Annotated in this window: 14 protein-coding genes; 3 read left to right on the top strand and 11 right to left on the bottom strand. The window is 63.4% G+C overall.

The window, feature by feature from the left end:
- Window positions 1-91: 91 nt before the first annotated feature.
- From ACQ4MS_RS17110 to ACQ4MS_RS17130, 5 genes are all read right to left on the bottom strand, one after another.
- A complete protein-coding gene (locus ACQ4MS_RS17110) occupies window positions 92-787 on the bottom strand; it encodes a fumarylacetoacetate hydrolase family protein (protein ID WP_431095825.1) in 696 nt (231 codons plus the stop codon).
- On the bottom strand, window positions 784-1,878 hold the full coding sequence (gene gtdA / locus ACQ4MS_RS17115) for a gentisate 1,2-dioxygenase (RefSeq protein WP_431095826.1): 1,095 nt from the start codon (window positions 1,876-1,878) through the stop codon (window positions 784-786). Before gtdA ends, ACQ4MS_RS17110 begins: the two co-directional genes overlap by 4 nt.
- A gap of 37 nt (window positions 1,879-1,915) precedes the next feature.
- Window positions 1,916-3,274 (bottom strand): FAD-dependent oxidoreductase, encoded by a 1,359-nt coding sequence (locus tag ACQ4MS_RS17120; RefSeq protein ID WP_431095827.1) that lies wholly within the window; start codon window positions 3,272-3,274, stop codon window positions 1,916-1,918.
- Between the two features lie 211 nt (window positions 3,275-3,485).
- Window positions 3,486-4,460, bottom strand: coding sequence for a Bug family tripartite tricarboxylate transporter substrate binding protein (locus tag ACQ4MS_RS17125; protein ID WP_431095828.1), 975 nt, complete (start codon window positions 4,458-4,460; stop codon window positions 3,486-3,488).
- A gap of 25 nt (window positions 4,461-4,485) precedes the next feature.
- On the bottom strand, window positions 4,486-5,679 hold the full coding sequence (locus ACQ4MS_RS17130; RefSeq protein WP_431095829.1) for a 3-hydroxybenzoate 6-monooxygenase: 1,194 nt from the start codon (window positions 5,677-5,679) through the stop codon (window positions 4,486-4,488).
- 101 nt (window positions 5,680-5,780) lie between these two features.
- Between ACQ4MS_RS17130 and ACQ4MS_RS17135 the strand changes: the two genes are divergently transcribed.
- The gene (locus ACQ4MS_RS17135; protein WP_431095830.1) at window positions 5,781-6,224 is read left to right on the top strand and encodes a MarR family winged helix-turn-helix transcriptional regulator; all 444 of its coding nucleotides are present in this window, start codon (window positions 5,781-5,783) and stop codon (window positions 6,222-6,224) included.
- An 83-nt stretch (window positions 6,225-6,307) separates the two neighbouring features.
- On the opposite strand, the gene ACQ4MS_RS17140 is transcribed toward ACQ4MS_RS17135, so the two are convergent.
- From ACQ4MS_RS17140 to ACQ4MS_RS17155, 4 genes are read right to left on the bottom strand one after another with little or no spacing between them, the layout of a single operon-like run.
- Window positions 6,308-6,610: an antibiotic biosynthesis monooxygenase family protein gene (locus tag ACQ4MS_RS17140; protein ID WP_431095831.1), complete on the bottom strand. Its 303-nt coding sequence runs from the start codon at window positions 6,608-6,610 to the stop codon at window positions 6,308-6,310.
- Window positions 6,611-6,627: 17 nt separating this feature from the next.
- The gene (locus ACQ4MS_RS17145; protein WP_431095832.1) at window positions 6,628-6,966 is read right to left on the bottom strand and encodes a 2Fe-2S iron-sulfur cluster-binding protein; all 339 of its coding nucleotides are present in this window, start codon (window positions 6,964-6,966) and stop codon (window positions 6,628-6,630) included.
- Between the two features lie 7 nt (window positions 6,967-6,973).
- Window positions 6,974-8,509: a glutamine synthetase family protein gene (locus tag ACQ4MS_RS17150; protein WP_431095833.1), complete on the bottom strand. Its 1,536-nt coding sequence runs from the start codon at window positions 8,507-8,509 to the stop codon at window positions 6,974-6,976.
- Window positions 8,455-9,867, bottom strand: a complete 1,413-nt coding sequence (locus ACQ4MS_RS17155) for a Rieske 2Fe-2S domain-containing protein (protein ID WP_431095834.1) — start codon at window positions 9,865-9,867, stop codon at window positions 8,455-8,457. The genes ACQ4MS_RS17150 and ACQ4MS_RS17155 overlap by 55 nt, the downstream gene beginning before the upstream one ends.
- Window positions 9,868-9,956: 89 nt before the next feature.
- Here ACQ4MS_RS17155 and ACQ4MS_RS17160 point away from each other — a divergent pair, with 89 nt between their 5' ends.
- Complete coding sequence (locus tag ACQ4MS_RS17160) at window positions 9,957-10,679, top strand: GntR family transcriptional regulator (protein ID WP_431095835.1); 723 nt, start codon at window positions 9,957-9,959, stop codon at window positions 10,677-10,679.
- 7 nt (window positions 10,680-10,686) lie between these two features.
- Here the strand turns inward: ACQ4MS_RS17160 and ACQ4MS_RS17165 are convergent, their stop codons facing one another.
- Window positions 10,687-11,943, bottom strand: a complete 1,257-nt coding sequence (locus ACQ4MS_RS17165; RefSeq protein WP_431095836.1) for an SGNH/GDSL hydrolase family protein — start codon at window positions 11,941-11,943, stop codon at window positions 10,687-10,689.
- An 11-nt stretch (window positions 11,944-11,954) separates the two neighbouring features.
- Window positions 11,955-13,166 (bottom strand): MFS transporter, encoded by a 1,212-nt coding sequence (locus tag ACQ4MS_RS17170; protein WP_431095837.1) that lies wholly within the window; start codon window positions 13,164-13,166, stop codon window positions 11,955-11,957.
- Between the two features lie 292 nt (window positions 13,167-13,458).
- On the opposite strand from ACQ4MS_RS17170, the gene ACQ4MS_RS17175 reads away from it, so the two are divergent.
- On the top strand, window positions 13,459-14,403 hold the full coding sequence (locus ACQ4MS_RS17175; protein WP_431095838.1) for a LysR family transcriptional regulator: 945 nt from the start codon (window positions 13,459-13,461) through the stop codon (window positions 14,401-14,403).
- Window positions 14,404-14,436 lie beyond the last annotated feature (33 nt).

Here is a 14,436-nt window from a genome sequence, read left to right on the forward strand (position 1 = left end):
CGCGCAATCTGCCGGCCCATGAAAAACGACCGCGCATGGCGGCCGTTTGGCTCATGACATGCGTCTGCATGGCTGTGCACTACAAAAGTGCTTATGCCACCTTGACGGTCAGCGTTTCCAGCCCCGCCACACCACCCACCATGGTGTCGCCCGACACCACGGCGTTCACGCCTTCAGGAGTTCCGGTGTAAATCAGGTCACCGGGCTGCAGCTCCCAGGCGGTTGACAAGTGCTCAATGGTCTCGGCGATGTTCCAGATCAGCTTGGAAACATTGCTGCGCTGGCGGTCCTTGCCGTTTACCTGAATGTAGAGCTCGGCGTTGGCTACATCACCGGCCTGGGCTGCGGGCGTGATCGGACCGATGGGCGCGGAATGGTCATAAGCCTTTCCGATGCACCAGGGGCGGCCCTGCTTCTTCATCTCCCCCTGCAGGTCGCGGCGCGTCATGTCCAGGCCCACGGCATAACCATAAATGTGCTTTTGCACGTCGGCTGCCTTGATGTTTTTGCCGCCTGTACCGATGGCCACAACCAGCTCGATTTCATGGTGCAGGTTTTTTGTGAGGCTGGGGTAGGGAATGGTGCCCGTGGTGCCGGCTTCCACCACCACGGCGGCATTCGCGGGTTTGAGAAAGAAGAAGGGCGGCTCGCGGCCGGTGAAGCCCATCTCTTTGGCGTGCTCTTCATAGTTGCGGCCTACGCAGTAAATGCGGTTGACCGGAAAGCGGTCTTTGGTGCCGACGACGGGGACGGACACTGCGGCCGGTGGGGTGATGACAAAACTCATGACAACCTTTCTTCTCTGTGTATGCCCAGCGCCTGATGCACCGGGCGGTCTGAAAAACTGAACAGCACACAGCCTTGCGCTGATCGCAATTGCGCAGTGTGCCACGATGGAATCACAAAATGGTCGCGCGGGCCGAACTCGAACGTCCGGGTTTCGCCGTTGCGTTCGATGTCAACGGAGCCCGTGCCCTCGACCACGCTGAACACGGCCCCGTCGGTCTGGCGCCAGGGCTTGCCCGCAAAGCCCGCCGGAAGGCGTTGCATGAAGGTGGCCATGGTGGGCATGGGTGAGCCGCCGGTGGCCGGATTTACATAACGCAGCTTGACACCGTCCCAGGCGTCGACGTCGGCATGCATCTCCAGTTGGTGCAGGGTCTCGCGTGTGCGGTCGTAGGGATAGCTGAAGATGGGTGAGGTCTGGCCGAACGGCGCGTCGTAATGCATCGGCAGCATGTTGGCGCCGTAGCGGTGGGTGCTGATGCCTTGGGGCTTGGTGATCTCCTGCTGTTTCGCCGTGCCGTTTTCGGCGAAACCGGCATCGAAAAAGCGCAGCATGGGGATGTCCAGGCCGTCCAGCCAGACCACCGGCGTATCGGATTCCACGCGGCCTTCATGGCCGTGGTCGTGCCAGGTCCAGCTCGGGGTGATGATGAAGTCGCCGGGCTTCATTTGGGTACGTTCACCGTCCACCGCGGTGAAGGCGCCGCGGCCTTCCACCACGAAGCGTAGCGCGCTTTGTGTATGGCGATGGCTGGGCGCAATTTCGCCCGGCATGATGACCTGCAGGCCCGCGTACAGCGACTGCGTGATGCATGAGTGCCCGCGCAGGCCGGGGTTTTCCAGGATCAGCACGCGGCGAACGGCCTCTTCGGCAGTGATCAGCTCGCCTGACTTCATCAGGAAAGGATGCACGTCGGCGTACTTCCACAGCGCCGGCTGGCAAGGGGTGCTGGGCGACTGCGGCACCAATGCGTGCAGCACTTCCCAGAGCGGCGTCATGCTGTGGGCGGAGATGGCATCGTAAAACGCCTTGCGCGCAACGCCGTTGGGCACTGTGGGTTGCCCAGAGGTGGGTGGGGGCGTCATGTCCATGATGGGTGTCCAGTCTCTGGGATTAAAAGATCGCTGCTTAAAGGCCGCAATCGAAATACACGCCGTCCTGCGTGAGCAACTGTTGCAGCTGCTTCACATCGGTACTGGTAAAAGGCTGTCCAGCGCCCGCCATAGCCGCGGCCGTACCTGCCGCCTGGCCCATGACAAAGCAGCCGCCGCTGGCGCGCGCGGCCGACTGGCCTTCATGCGTCATCGAAGCGCAGCGGCCGGCCACCAGCAGGTTGCAGGCACCTTGCGGCACCAGCATGCGCCAGGGCAGGTCGTTGTAGGCGCGGCCTTCAGCTGCATCCACATTGCGCGGAAACTGCCAGTCGATGCGGCCATCGGCGTGCAGCTCCATCGGCCAGGCGTTGATACCGATGGTGTCATCGAAACGGGCAGAGGAAAGAATGTCTTCGCCGCTCAGCGCATACCGCCCTTTGATGCGGCGCGTCTCGCGGATGCCGACCTGTGGCGCAATGTCAACGATGGCGGAGTTCTCAAAGCCCGGCACTTCGCGCTTCAGGAAGCGGAAGTATTCGGTGATCTGGCGCCGACCTTCGAGCTCGCCTTCGCTGAGCTGTCGCGCATCGGTGGCATCCATGGCCGTGCCTTGCGTGTTGCGGATCTGTGTGACGTTGGCGCGCCATTCGGTGGGGTTCTTCTGGGGGCGCAAGATCGCGCCTTCGCGTGGGAATTTGTAGCGACCCGGCTCGCGTGCCTGGCTTTCGGCCATCAGCGTGTTGATCGCCTTGAACTCGCCCACGGCCGCGAGTGCGCGCGGCGCATCCACATGGCCGACGCGAAACATCGTCGAGGGAAACAGCGCGCTGCCGTGCCCGTCGCCCAGCTCAAACGGCACACCCGCGAAGTTCGCCACATCGGCGTCGCCCGAGCAGTCTATAAAGCGGGTAGCGCGTATCGCCTGCCGGCCGGATTTGGTTTCGACTACCAGCGCGCTGATGCGATCGCCGTCCATCACCACGGCCGAAGCCCACGCGTGGAAGAGGATTTGCACACCCGCTGCCACCAGCAACTGGTCAGCCGCGCATTTGTAGGCCGACACGTCATAAGAGCGCACACGGATGCGGCCCTGCATGCCGTCTTGCGGTGCATTCAGGCCGCCCAGCGCGTCAATGCGCTGCAGCAGGTCGTCGGCCACGCCGCGCACCACCTGCTGCATCTGGCCGTTTTTGCGGCCGTAAAGGCCTGCGAAATTGGTGACCCCGCCGGCCGTTCCCATGCCGCCGAGGAAACCGTAGCGCTCTACCAGCAAGGTACGTGCGCCATGCCTCGCGGCGCTGACGCTGGCGGCCAAGCCCGCGGGCCCGCCGCCGACCACGACGACGTCAAACTCGCCATAGACAGGCAGGGTGCGTGCGGGTTCTGTAATCAAGTTAACCCCCGTCCACTGAACTCTTCAGCCCAGCATGAGCCGCGGAACCGGCTTTGCCGGGCCGCAGGCGGGCGGCCCCCGAGGGGCTGGAGCCCGCGGCTCCGAGTCTGCCTGCGCAGGCTTGGACGGGCGACAGAGGCGAAGCGTCTCGCGAGCCGCGGCCTGCAAGGCCTCGGGAGTTACACGCAGTGAACGACTGTGGGGGCATCATTTATTCAATTTTGATGCCGCGCGACTGGATGATGCCGCCAAGGATCGCGGCTTCGTCTTTGACGCGGCTCTTCAGTCCGTCAGGTGAGGTGCCCACAGCCTGCCAGCCTTGGTTGAACAGCTTTTGCCGCGTGTCCGCGTCGCGGATGATGCGAGGTACCTCTTGCGCCAGCCGCGCCTGGGCGGCTTTGGAAAGGCCCGCTGGGCCGATCAGCGCCGTCCATACTTCGAGGTTGACGTTGGTCACCCCGGCATCGGCCAGCGGCGGCACCTCGGGCACGAGCGGTGAGCGCCCGCCCGCCAGGCCAATCGCCTTGAGCTTGCCCGAGCGAACCTGCGGCATGGCCACGCCGGGAGGGATCAGCGCCATCTGGATCTGGCCGCCCAGCATGGCGGTGACCACCTGCGGGTTGCCTGCAAAAGGCACGTGCACAGGCGTGAGGCCGGGCACGCGGCTTTTGAGAAGTTCCATGCCCAGGTGGGCCACCGAACCATTGCCGACGGAGCCGTAGTTCCACTGGCTGGCGCCCTGGCGCGCGGCGGCGAAGAAGTCGGCGCCGCCCGGTTCATTGGCGGGTGCAACCAACACCAGCGGTGCGGTGGTCAACAGTGAGATCAATGCAAAGTCTTTGGCCGGGTCGTAGGGCAGCTTGGGGTAGAGCAGCTTGGCGGATGTGAGGTTGCCGTTGATGACGACGCCCAGCGTGTGGTCGTCGGTGGCCTTGGCAACCTGGTCGGCCGCGATATTGCCGGAGGCACCAGGCTTGTTCTCGATGATCACCGGCTGGCCCAGTGCGCGGCTCAGCGGTTCGGCCAGTGTGCGTGCGGCCATGTCGGGCGTGGATCCGCCGGGGAAGCCCACCATAATGCGCACAGGCTTGGTGGGCCAGTTACTTGGGCCTTCAGCCCAGGTGTTGCAAGCGTATGATGCTATCAAAAATGTAGCAGTGAATCGTAAAAAGGACGAAAATTTCATGAGAGCTCCGGAAGCTTTAAAACCGTCATTGGAACAGTTTTGACGGCTCAATTCCGTCATACATCCACTTCAGGCCAGCGAAACCCGCGCTCTCTGTGCCGCTCTGGAACATCTGGTTGCGCAGTTCGCGCTGAACGCCGGCTGCGTGGTAAATATCACCGTAAAAACGTGCGGTCAGTTGTACGCGGCCGGTGCGCAGGTAGCGCTTTTGCTGGTATTTCTGGAACGCCTTTGGCACGTCACCGCGGGTAAAGCGCAGTGCTTCGCGCAGCACGACGGCGTCTTCGATCGCCTGGCCCGCGCCCTGGGCGAGGTATTGCAGCATCGGGTGGGCAGCGTCACCCAGCAGGGTGACGCGCCTGTCGGTCCAGTTCTTCACGGGTTCGCGGTCACACAGCACCCACATCTTCCAGGTCTCGATCTTGCCCAGCAGCTCTTTGACTTGCGGGCAGGCGTCGGCGAAGCGCTCGGTCAGTTCAGCCGTGTCACCAAAGGTGTTCCAGCCTTCGTCGTATTTGTTGCTGTGGAAAACAGCCACCAGGTTGAACAGCTCGCCGCGGCGCAGCGGGTAGTGCACCAGATGGGTTTTTTCACCGCCCCAAAGAGTGACGTCGTCGCTCCACAGGTGGGTGGGAACTTCCTCGCGTTTGAGCACCGCCCGGTAAGCGATATGGCCGGACACGCGGGGCTTTCCGTCGCCCACGACCGCCTCGCGGATGCGGCTCCACATGCCGTCGGCGCCTATCAGCGCGCTGCCCTCCACGGTTGCGCCGCCTTCGAGTTGCACGGTCACGCCGCTCGCCGATTGCTCAAACGACTCCACCTTGCTCCCGGTGCGCAGGGTGATATTGGGCTGCGCGCGGCAGGCGTTGAGGAACACCTGGTGCAGGTCGGCGCGGTAAATCACGCCATAAGGAAAACCGTAGGTGGCCCGCGCCACGTCGCCCAATGGAACGCGGACGATCTTCTCACCCGTGCGCACATCGTTCATGCCAAGACCGGCAGGAAAGAAGGCCACGCGGTTGACGGCTTCGGTCAGGCCCAGGTAGTCAAACATGCGGAAAATGTTGGGGCCGAGCTGGATGCCGGCGCCAATTTCGCCAAAACTGGATGCCTGCTCCATGAGCGTCACGGGATGCCCGTCCTGCGCGAGCACCAGGGCTGCGGCCAGCCCGCCGATGCCGCCGCCCGAAATAAGGAGGGGGGATGTGTGTGCCATATTTGCGAGCTTGAATCAGTTCATTCACAATAATAAGTATGCTTACTATATTTGTTGCTAGTACATACCCTGAGCGCAAGCCTGAACGGTAAACTCGATAAATGGCAAAAAGCTTTAACTTCAGCGAGGCTCCCGGGCACCTGATCCGTCGGGCGCAACAACTCGCGGTCGCGATTTTCATGGAGGAAACAGCCGGATTTGACGCGACGCCCGTGCAGTTCGCCATCCTGAACGCCCTGATGGACGATCCTGGCGAAGACCAGATCACCTTGTCAGGCCGGGTTGCTTTTGATCCGGCCACTTTTGGATCGGTGATCGGGCGGCTGGAAGCCAAAGGCTGGGTGAAGCGGGCGGCGGACCCGGCTGACAAGCGCCGCAAGCTGTTGTGGACAACCCCCGAAGGGGAAAAAGTCGCGCTGCGGATGAAGCGCGCGGTCAGCAAGGCACAGCAGCGTATCGTGAGCCCGCTGAACGACGAAGAACGGGTGCAACTAGGCGTGCTGCTGGGGAAGCTGGTCAAGGGCCACGAAAACGCGGCCAAGTAATGCAAGCGGCGAGCCGCTGTGCTGGACAAGAAAAACGGGGCTGAACAGCCCCGTTTTTTATGGTTTATTCGGCAGGCGCGGATTCAGGCTGACTTGGCCAGAAGGTCGAAATGCTCGACAGTGGGCGGGCCGGCGAAGAACGGCCCGACGATGCCGCGCCAGTCGGCAAAGGCCGGCGACTGCCGGAAGTCGACGGTGTGGTTTTCCAGTGTGTCCCAAAAAATCTGCAGGATGTAGCGCTCGGGGCTTTCAATGCCTTTGTTGACCTTGAAGCCCTGGAAGCCCTTGGCCTTGGAGATCACTTCGCGGAGGCCGCGCTGTATGGCCTCGTCAAAGGCGGCTTGCTGGCCGGGGTGGATGCGGATGTCGGCGAGTTCGAGAATCATGAAGCTTCCTGTCCTTATTAATACTGGGTAGCCGGCAACTCTACCGTCAATCCGTCCAGTGCGGGCGTGAGTTTGATCTGGCAGCTCAGCCGGCTGGTGGGCCTGTGGGGTGCGGCGGTGAAGTCGATCATGCCTAGTTCTTCACCGTCGGGTGGCGGCAAGTTGCCGGCATCCGAAGCGAATGGCTCTTGTACGTAGACGTGACAGGTGGCGCAGGTCAGCAGCCCGCCGCAGTCAGCGGCAATGCCATCAATCCCTGCCGAGACGGCGGCTTCCATCAGGCTTTTGCCGATTTTGCCTTTTGCCGAGGTGGTGCTTCCGTCTGCTGCTATGAAATTGATAGTGATGGTGGTCATGAATTTTTTAAATACGGCTGAAATACTCGCGGCGCTGCCAGTCGTCTTTGTCTTCGGCTTCAGCATGGCGGGCGATTTCCGCTTGCTTGATGCGCGCGAGATAGCGGATGAAAGTGTCGCCGAAGGCTGCCGTCAAGGCTGCATCGGCTTGCAGGGCGCTCAGCGCCTCACCCAGGCTAGTGGGGATTTTTTCTGCCTCGGCGCCATAAGGCTCATCGGTGGCCGGCGGGGCTTTGAGTTGCCGGGCGATGCCGTCCAGCCCTGCATGAATCTGCGAGGCGAGATAGAGATACGGATTGGCCGCCGGCTCACCGAGGCGGTTTTCAATGCGCGTGCCGTTGTCATTGCACTGGCCGACCACACGCAGCATGGCGCCGCGGTTGTCGCGGCCCCACAAAATGGATTGCGGCGCCAGTGCGTTGGGCCGAAAGCGCCCAAAACCGTTGATGGTGGGCGCGCAAAACGCCGTCATGCCGCGCGCATGTGCCAACAAGCCTGCCAGGTACCGCTCGCCAACTTCCGACAGCGTGTATTGCGCATCGGCCGGTGTGCTTCCGGTTGCGGGGGCCATGCGCTTGAACAGGTTGGCGCCGGTTTTCAGGTCTGTCAGTGACTGGTGCAAGTGCCAGCCGCTGGACATGATGTTCGGAAAGGGCGGGCGGCACATGAAGGTGGCGTGGTAGCCGGCACGCCTCAAGGCCTGCTTGACCGCACTGCGAAACAGCACCATGTTGTCGGCGGCGGCCAGTGCATCGGTCGCGTCAAACACCGCCTCGACCTGGCTGGGGCCGAATTCGACTTCCAGCGACAGCAGCGGCAGGCCGAGTGCCTGCGCCGTGCGCTGCACGATGCGCAGCGGCTCCTCGGCCATGTCGACCCATTGCTCTGACAACAGGTGGTAGCCGGGGTGGATCATGCTGATTTCAGGCGGCAAGCCCGGCCAGTCGGCGAGTTGCGGATCGAGTTGAGGGTTGCTGCCGTTGCTGGTGATCCGGTAAATATGAAACTCGATCTCAAGCCCGCACTTCATGCCGTAGCCGGCGTCCGCCAGTTTGGCGAGTGCGCTTTGCAATACGCGGCGGGTATCGAGCTCGACCGGGCGGCCGTCGGGAAACCACGGCTGGCACTGCACCCAGCCGGTTTTGTCCACCCATGGCAGTTCCTTCAGGCTTGCCGGGTCAGCCAGCAACATCACATTGCCGCCAAATTCAAAACCCGGCAATTCGGCGGCGCCGCCCGCTTCAAACACCTTGTAGGCGGTGCGGTCGGCGGTGTCTTTCAACAGCAGCGTGCTCACCATGCCCACGCCCGTCCGCATGGCCTCTGCAGCGGCAGCCGCCACCAGCGTCTTGCCGCGCAGCATGCCGTGCAGGTCGCACCAGGCAAAGCGCACCAGCTCCAGGCCGCTGGCCTCGATGCGCCGCGTGGCATTGGCCAGCGCAGCCTGCCTTGCGGCGTCATGCACGCCGCATTGCACCGCAAAGCTGCTCATGGCAACGTAGCGGTGCTGGGGATATCGGTGGCGGCCTTGATATCCAGCCATGGCGCGCCTTCGCGTTTGGTGCGCGCGGTTTGCTGCCACCACTCAGACCACTCGCCGGCCGGTGCAATTCCGTCCACCGTGTCCGGCCCGGTGATCATCGCGGCCAGCGCGGGGTCTGCAATGCCGGGCGCCACGCCGCCGTTTTGCACGGTGTCTATCGCTTTGAGCAGCACGCGCCGGTTGGCCATGATCACCTTGTCGGAAGTGCCCAGGTGTTCGCGCGTGCGGTCCTGGATGGCGCCCATGCTTTCCACCGCCCACTGGTCGTGCACGTTGATGTCTTCTTCGCCCATGCCCAGGTAGGTGGTGCTCATCTGCTCTTCGGCGTTGAAGCCCCAGTTGTTGTGGCGGCCGGCGTTAGGGATGTAGTCGGGCAGGGCGATGAACTGCTGGCGCTGTGCGCGCATGCTTTCGCGGTCCAGCGGGCCGGCAAAGCTGGTGAAGAAGGTGTACCAGTAGGTGTGCGTGTCGTCCACGGGCACATGCATCTGCGTGATCGTCATCGTCTCTGACAACGGAATCACGAAGGTGGCCGGGAAGATGGCGTTGGTCACGCGCACGTGGGTGAGCTTGTCGGTCATGGCACGCAGGGCGGTGAGCTGCATGCCCCAGGGCTTGTTTTCAAAACTGATGTCGGGCTGGGCGAACTCGCGCATGATGCGCGTCATCGGCCACTGCTCGCCGTCTTTGCTGCCGGCGCTGGCGCTGCGAAACTGCTTGCCCGCCGGGTTTTCGCCGATTTCATCGAGCGGGTTGTCCTGCAAAAAGCGGTGCAGAAAGGATGGGTGGGCCGGGTCTATGCCCACTTCAAACGCCTGCAGCCAGTTGGCGTTCCACAGGCCCTTGAAGGCAAAGCTGTGCGTGGCGGGCGCGGTGAAGCAGTCGAACGCGGGAAAGGGCGGCGGTGTGCTGCCTTCATCGCCCAGCCAGGCGAACAGCACGCCGGCTTTTTCGATGACCGGGTAGCTGCGCTGGCGTACACGTTCGCACAGTTTGCTGCCGGTAGGCTCGGCCGGGGTTTCCAGGCAGCGGCCATCGGTGGCAAATTTCCAGCCGTGAAAAGGGCAGCGCAGGCCACCGCCTTGCTCGGCGCTTTCGCGGCGGCCGAAGGACAGGTCGGCGCCGCGGTGCGCGCAGTCGCGGTCCAGCAGACCCCATGCGCCGGAGGCATCCTTGAACAGCACCAGGTCCTGGCCGAAGAGCTTGAGCGCCTTGACTGGGCGAATCTTCATGCGCGGATCCAGGGCCGGGTTGAACTCGTCGACCAGCGCGGCGGGTTGCCAGTATTGGCGCAGCAGCTTGCCGCAGGGCGTACCCGGCGCGATGCGGGTCAACAGCTCGTTTTGTTCAGCGTTCATGGCGGCCTTGTGAGGTAGCTTTGAGGGCGATCAGGTAGTGAAGCGAAAAACGGTATACCGAAATGAAAATTCAGTGTACATTCCTTGCCATGAACTTGCAAGAAACCGTTTTGATGCAGCTACGCGACCTGATCCTGCGTGGCGAGTTTGAGCCCGGCCAGCGCCTGGCCGAGCAGCAACTGGCCGAGCGCCTGGGCGCCTCGCGCACGCCGGTGCGAGCCGCGCTGGTCACGCTGGAGCAGGAAGGCCTGGTCGAAGCCAACGACACCGGCAAATACCTGGTGCGCCAGTTCACGCCGCGCGAGGTGGCCGACGCGATCGCGGTGCGCGGCCACCTTGAAGGAATGGCGGCCCGGCTGGTGGCCGAGCACGGCGTGTCGCGACAGTTGCAACTCGATTTGCAGTCCTGCCTTGACGAAGGCGACCGCGCGCTGGCGGCCAACCCGCTGGGCTATGACAACTACGCGGCCTATGCGGCCATGAACGACCGCTTCCACGCGCTGATCCTGGAGGCCAGCGGTAACCGCGCCTTGCAGCGCGCCATCGGGCTCAACGACAAACTGCCTTTTGCATCAGCCTCGGCCATGCTGCCCATGCAATCCACCCTGGAGCAAGACCGCGACTGGATGCACTACGCGCACCGCCAGCACCACATGCTGTTTGCGGCGCTCAAAGCGGGTGAGGGTGCGCGTGCACAGTCCCTCGCGGTCGAGCACACCGAGGTGGCGCAGATGAATATGCGCATGGCGCTGCAGCGGCGTGCCGAGACTGAAAGCCTGATGCCCGGTTTGCGGCTGGTGGTGGGCGGCTAGACCTGTTCTAACGCTTGCCCAGCAACAGCTTCAGGTCGATGGATTCGGCAACCGCCTTGTTGCCGGCATCACCTAGATGCAGGTGGTCGCCCGAGTCATAGAGCGGCAATATCTTCAGCGGGTTCTGTGGGTCGCGGACTACCGCATCAAAATCCAGCACCGCATCGAACTCGCCGCTGCCGCGTATCCACGCGTTGATGCGCTGGCGCACAGCGTCTTTGGCAGGGCTGTGGTAATTCGCAATTGGTGAGTCCGGCATGGTCAGCGCACCTTCAAAAGGTGTCAGCGTAGCGCCGGCGATGCGTACACCGCGGCTTTTTGCGCGTGCAATCAGCTGGCGGTAGCCGGCAATCAGCGCATCGGCCTGTGTGGGCGGTCCATCAGGCTCGAGCGTGCTGCCAGGCCAGCTGATGTCGTTGATGCCCATAAGCAGCACAACGCTGGTGATGCCGGGCTGGCCCAGTACGTCGCGATCGAAGCGCGCCAGCGCGTTCATGCCCATGTGGTTCTTGAGCACCCGCCCGCCCGAGATACCGGCATTGATGACTGCCACCTTTTGCGCGGCCAGGCGGCGCGCCAGAAAATCCGGCCAGCGCTGGTCGGTGCCCGGCGTGGACGCCGCGCCGTCGGTGATGGAGTCGCCGAAAGCTACCACCGTGCGCGTGCCGCGTGCGGCTTCCACCAGCACCGCGCTGAGGAAGAGGCGGCTGTTCACCACGCTCTCGGCCTTGATGGCGTTCGCATCCAGCACATTGCCCGCCGCAATCTGCGCGGGCTGCAGGCCGTCCCAGTGAATGGTGGTGATCGGTGTCGTTTGCGGAAAGTACAGGCTGACTGACAGTTGGCTGAGCGGCGCAACCGGCATCTCGACCGGGTCACTCATCACGACAGCGCTTGCCGGCACGGTGACGGTCTCCTGGCCGCCGAAGGTCAATGCCTTGCCGGCTCCGCCAGCGGGGGCTATGTGCGTCGCGCCAATCTGCAAAGGCTGGGTACCGTATTCGTTGGACAGCACGATGCGCACGCGCGAACCACCCACGCTGGTCCGGACGGTCTGGCGCACGGTCTGGTCGCGCAGCGTGGCCGGAAGGCCCACCGGCAGCACGAAGTCGTTGGTCCAGATCGGCTGGGGGCTGGCTGTCCAGCTTGGTGTCCACACACCGGTGTCGGCTGCCTGGACGTGGGCAAAGGCGCCCCCGAACAGCAGTGCGGATGAAAGAAGGGCTTGAAGCGTGCGCCGTTTTGGAAGGGAAAAAGTATTCATGGTGATGGTTCTCAGCAAGTGACGGGAATGGTGTTGGGTTCGGCCTTGTCGCGCGACAGGCTGTACAGGGTGACGCCAATTCCGGCAACGGTGATCAGCGCAGCCAGCCAGCTCAAGCCAGCCAGCCCGAAAGAGCTGCTGACCACCAGGCCGCCCAGCCACGCCCCCAGCGCATTGCCCACGTTGAAGGCGCCGATGTTCAGGCTGGCCGCCAGGTTCTGGCCCGCGCCGTGCGCCTGCTGCAGCACGCGCATCTGCAGCGGCGCCACGGTGGCAAAAGAGGCTGCACCCAGGAGCCCGACAAACACCACGGTAGCGATGGGTGAGTGCAGCACAAATCCCATCACACCCAACACCAGTGCGAGCGCGCTCAAGGTAAGCAGCAATGACATCCGAAGCCCGCGGTCGGCCAGGCGCCCGCCCAGCAGGTTGCCTACGAAGAATCCGCCGCCGAACACCAGCAGGATGGGCGACACCGCCGCTTCGCTGAAGCCGGTGATGCGGGTCAGGATGGGCTGGATGTAAGTAAAGATCGCAAACAGGCCGGCAAAGCCGAGCACTGTCATCAGCAGGCCCAGCAGCACTTGGGGACGCGCCAGGCCGGCCAGCTCTTGCCGGATGGTCGAGGTGCCGTTTTCGGCCGCGCTGCGCGGCACAAAAACGGCCAGCACCACAAAAGCCAGCAAGCCGATCAGCGTGACCACCCAGAACGTAGAGCGCCAGCCGTAGTGCAGTCCCAGCCAGGCGCCCGCAGGCACGCCAAGCAAAGTCGCCAGCGACAGGCCGCTGAACATGATGGCAATGGCCGAGGCTTTGCGCTCGGGCGCGACCAGGCCGGTCGCGACGATGGAGCCCACGCCGAAGAAGGTGCCGTGTGCCATGGAAGTGACGACGCGCGCGGCCATCAGGATGCCGTAGTCGGGCGCCAGCGCGCAGGCCAGGTTGCCCAGCGTGAAGATGGCCATCAGCGCCAGCAGCACGGTTTTGCGCGGCAGCTTGCGCGTGGCCAGCGTCAACACCGGCGCGCCCATCGCCACGCCGAGTGCGTAGCCTGAGATCAGCAGCCCGGCCGAAGCGATGGTGACGCCCAGGTCGGCACTGACTTGCAGCAGCAAGCCCATGATGACGAACTCGGTCGTGCCGATGCCGAAGGAGCCGGCGGTGAGGGCCAGCAGGCCCAAGGGGAGCTGTGCGGGGGGTGAAAGTGATGTGCTCGTAGCCATGAAAGTCGCTTTAAAAGAGGATGCGACTAGTATGGAAACGAATGATTAGCTTGACTAGAATGACTTGATGACAAGGATTTGTGAATTCAAATCACCTTAAATGAATGTTGTGAACGTCTCGGTGCCGTGGTCCTGGCTTTTGATGGTGAGAGCCACTTTTTAGCAAAATCAGCCGGTAGCCCTTTATTTTTATTGATTTGTAGCTATAAAAATAATAGCAATAAGGTGGTCCGAAGAGTTGAAGGCTACGAAACGGCGATCACAAATCTCAAAACCACCCGGAGATCCCAACATGCCCCGTATCGACGTTAACCGCTCCGGCGAAATGGAGGCCTTTGTCCAGGTGGTGGACAAAGGCGGTTTTTCGGCCGCCGCGCGCCAGCTGTGCATGACGCCTTCGGCCGTCAGCAAGCTGGTCACGCGGCTGGAGGCGCGTCTGGGCACACGGCTGGTCAACCGCACCACCCGAAAGTTGCAGCTCACGCCCGAAGGCACGACGTTTTACGAGCAAAGCACGCGCGTGTTGGCCGACATGGACGAGGCCGAGCGTGGTGCGGCAGCCGGCGCCATGCCGCGCGGGCGCGTCAGCATCAACGCCAGCATGCCGACCGCGCATCGCCTGCTGCTGCCGCTGGTGCCCGCCTTTCATGAGCGCTTCCCCGACGTCTCGCTGGACATCACGCTGACCGACCGTGTGGTCGACCTGCTGGACGAGCGCACCGACGTGGCGATACGCTGGGGTGCGCTGGCCTCATCCCAACTGGTGGCGCGGCACCTGGGCGACACGGCGCAGGTCATCGTCGGCAGCCCGGCCTACCTGGCGCGCCACGGCACGCCGCGCACGCTGCAAGACCTGGAGGCGCACCAGCGCCTGGCCCATACCTTCAAGCGCAACATGCATTACTGGCCGGTGCGTGTGGACGGCCAGGTCCAGCAGCTGCCGATCACCGGCTATGCGCGCGCCAGCGACGGTGAGGCCTTGCGCCACCTTGTGCTCGCGGGCGCAGGCCTGGCCCGCATGTCCATGTTCCACATACGCCGCGACCTGGACGCGGGCCGCCTGGTGACGGTGGCAGAAGACCTCAACCCGGGCGAGCGCGAGCCCATCCACGCGGTGTTTGTCGGCCGGGGCGGCCGCCTGCCCGCGCGCGTGCGCGTATTGCTGGATTTCCTGGTGGAGCAGGTCACGCAGGAAGTGCTCGACGCCGGTGGCGCCGGCCCGGATTACCAGCCCTGATCCACAACAGCTCGATCTAGGTAGTACCCCGCT

This window comes from Polaromonas aquatica (assembly GCF_050626995.1).
GTDB lineage: Bacteria > Pseudomonadota > Gammaproteobacteria > Burkholderiales > Burkholderiaceae_C > Polaromonas > Polaromonas aquatica_A.

Bases quoted from the DNA above. Each gene is read 5' to 3' on its own strand.
- ACQ4MS_RS17155 (WP_431095834.1), bottom strand. From the start codon at position 9,867: ATGAACGCTGAACAAAACGAGCTGTTGACCCGCATCGCGCCGGGTACG.
- ACQ4MS_RS17165 (WP_431095836.1), bottom strand. From the start codon at position 11,943: ATGAATACTTTTTCCCTTCCAAAACGGCGCACGCTTCAAGCCCTTCTT.
- ACQ4MS_RS17135 (WP_431095830.1), top strand. From the start codon at position 5,781: ATGGCAAAAAGCTTTAACTTCAGCGAGGCTCCCGGGCACCTGATCCGT.
- ACQ4MS_RS17140 (WP_431095831.1), bottom strand. From the start codon at position 6,610: ATGATTCTCGAACTCGCCGACATCCGCATCCACCCCGGCCAGCAAGCC.
- ACQ4MS_RS17130 (WP_431095829.1), bottom strand. From the start codon at position 5,679: ATGGCACACACATCCCCCCTCCTTATTTCGGGCGGCGGCATCGGCGGG.
- gtdA (WP_431095826.1), bottom strand. From the start codon at position 1,878: ATGGACATGACGCCCCCACCCACCTCTGGGCAACCCACAGTGCCCAAC.
- ACQ4MS_RS17110 (WP_431095825.1), bottom strand. From the start codon at position 787: ATGAGTTTTGTCATCACCCCACCGGCCGCAGTGTCCGTCCCCGTCGTC.
- ACQ4MS_RS17145 (WP_431095832.1), bottom strand. From the start codon at position 6,966: ATGACCACCATCACTATCAATTTCATAGCAGCAGACGGAAGCACCACC.
- ACQ4MS_RS17160 (WP_431095835.1), top strand. From the start codon at position 9,957: ATGAACTTGCAAGAAACCGTTTTGATGCAGCTACGCGACCTGATCCTG.
- ACQ4MS_RS17125 (WP_431095828.1), bottom strand. From the start codon at position 4,460: ATGAAATTTTCGTCCTTTTTACGATTCACTGCTACATTTTTGATAGCA.
- ACQ4MS_RS17175 (WP_431095838.1), top strand. From the start codon at position 13,459: ATGCCCCGTATCGACGTTAACCGCTCCGGCGAAATGGAGGCCTTTGTC.
- ACQ4MS_RS17170 (WP_431095837.1), bottom strand. From the start codon at position 13,166: ATGGCTACGAGCACATCACTTTCACCCCCCGCACAGCTCCCCTTGGGC.
- ACQ4MS_RS17150 (WP_431095833.1), bottom strand. From the start codon at position 8,509: ATGGCTGGATATCAAGGCCGCCACCGATATCCCCAGCACCGCTACGTT.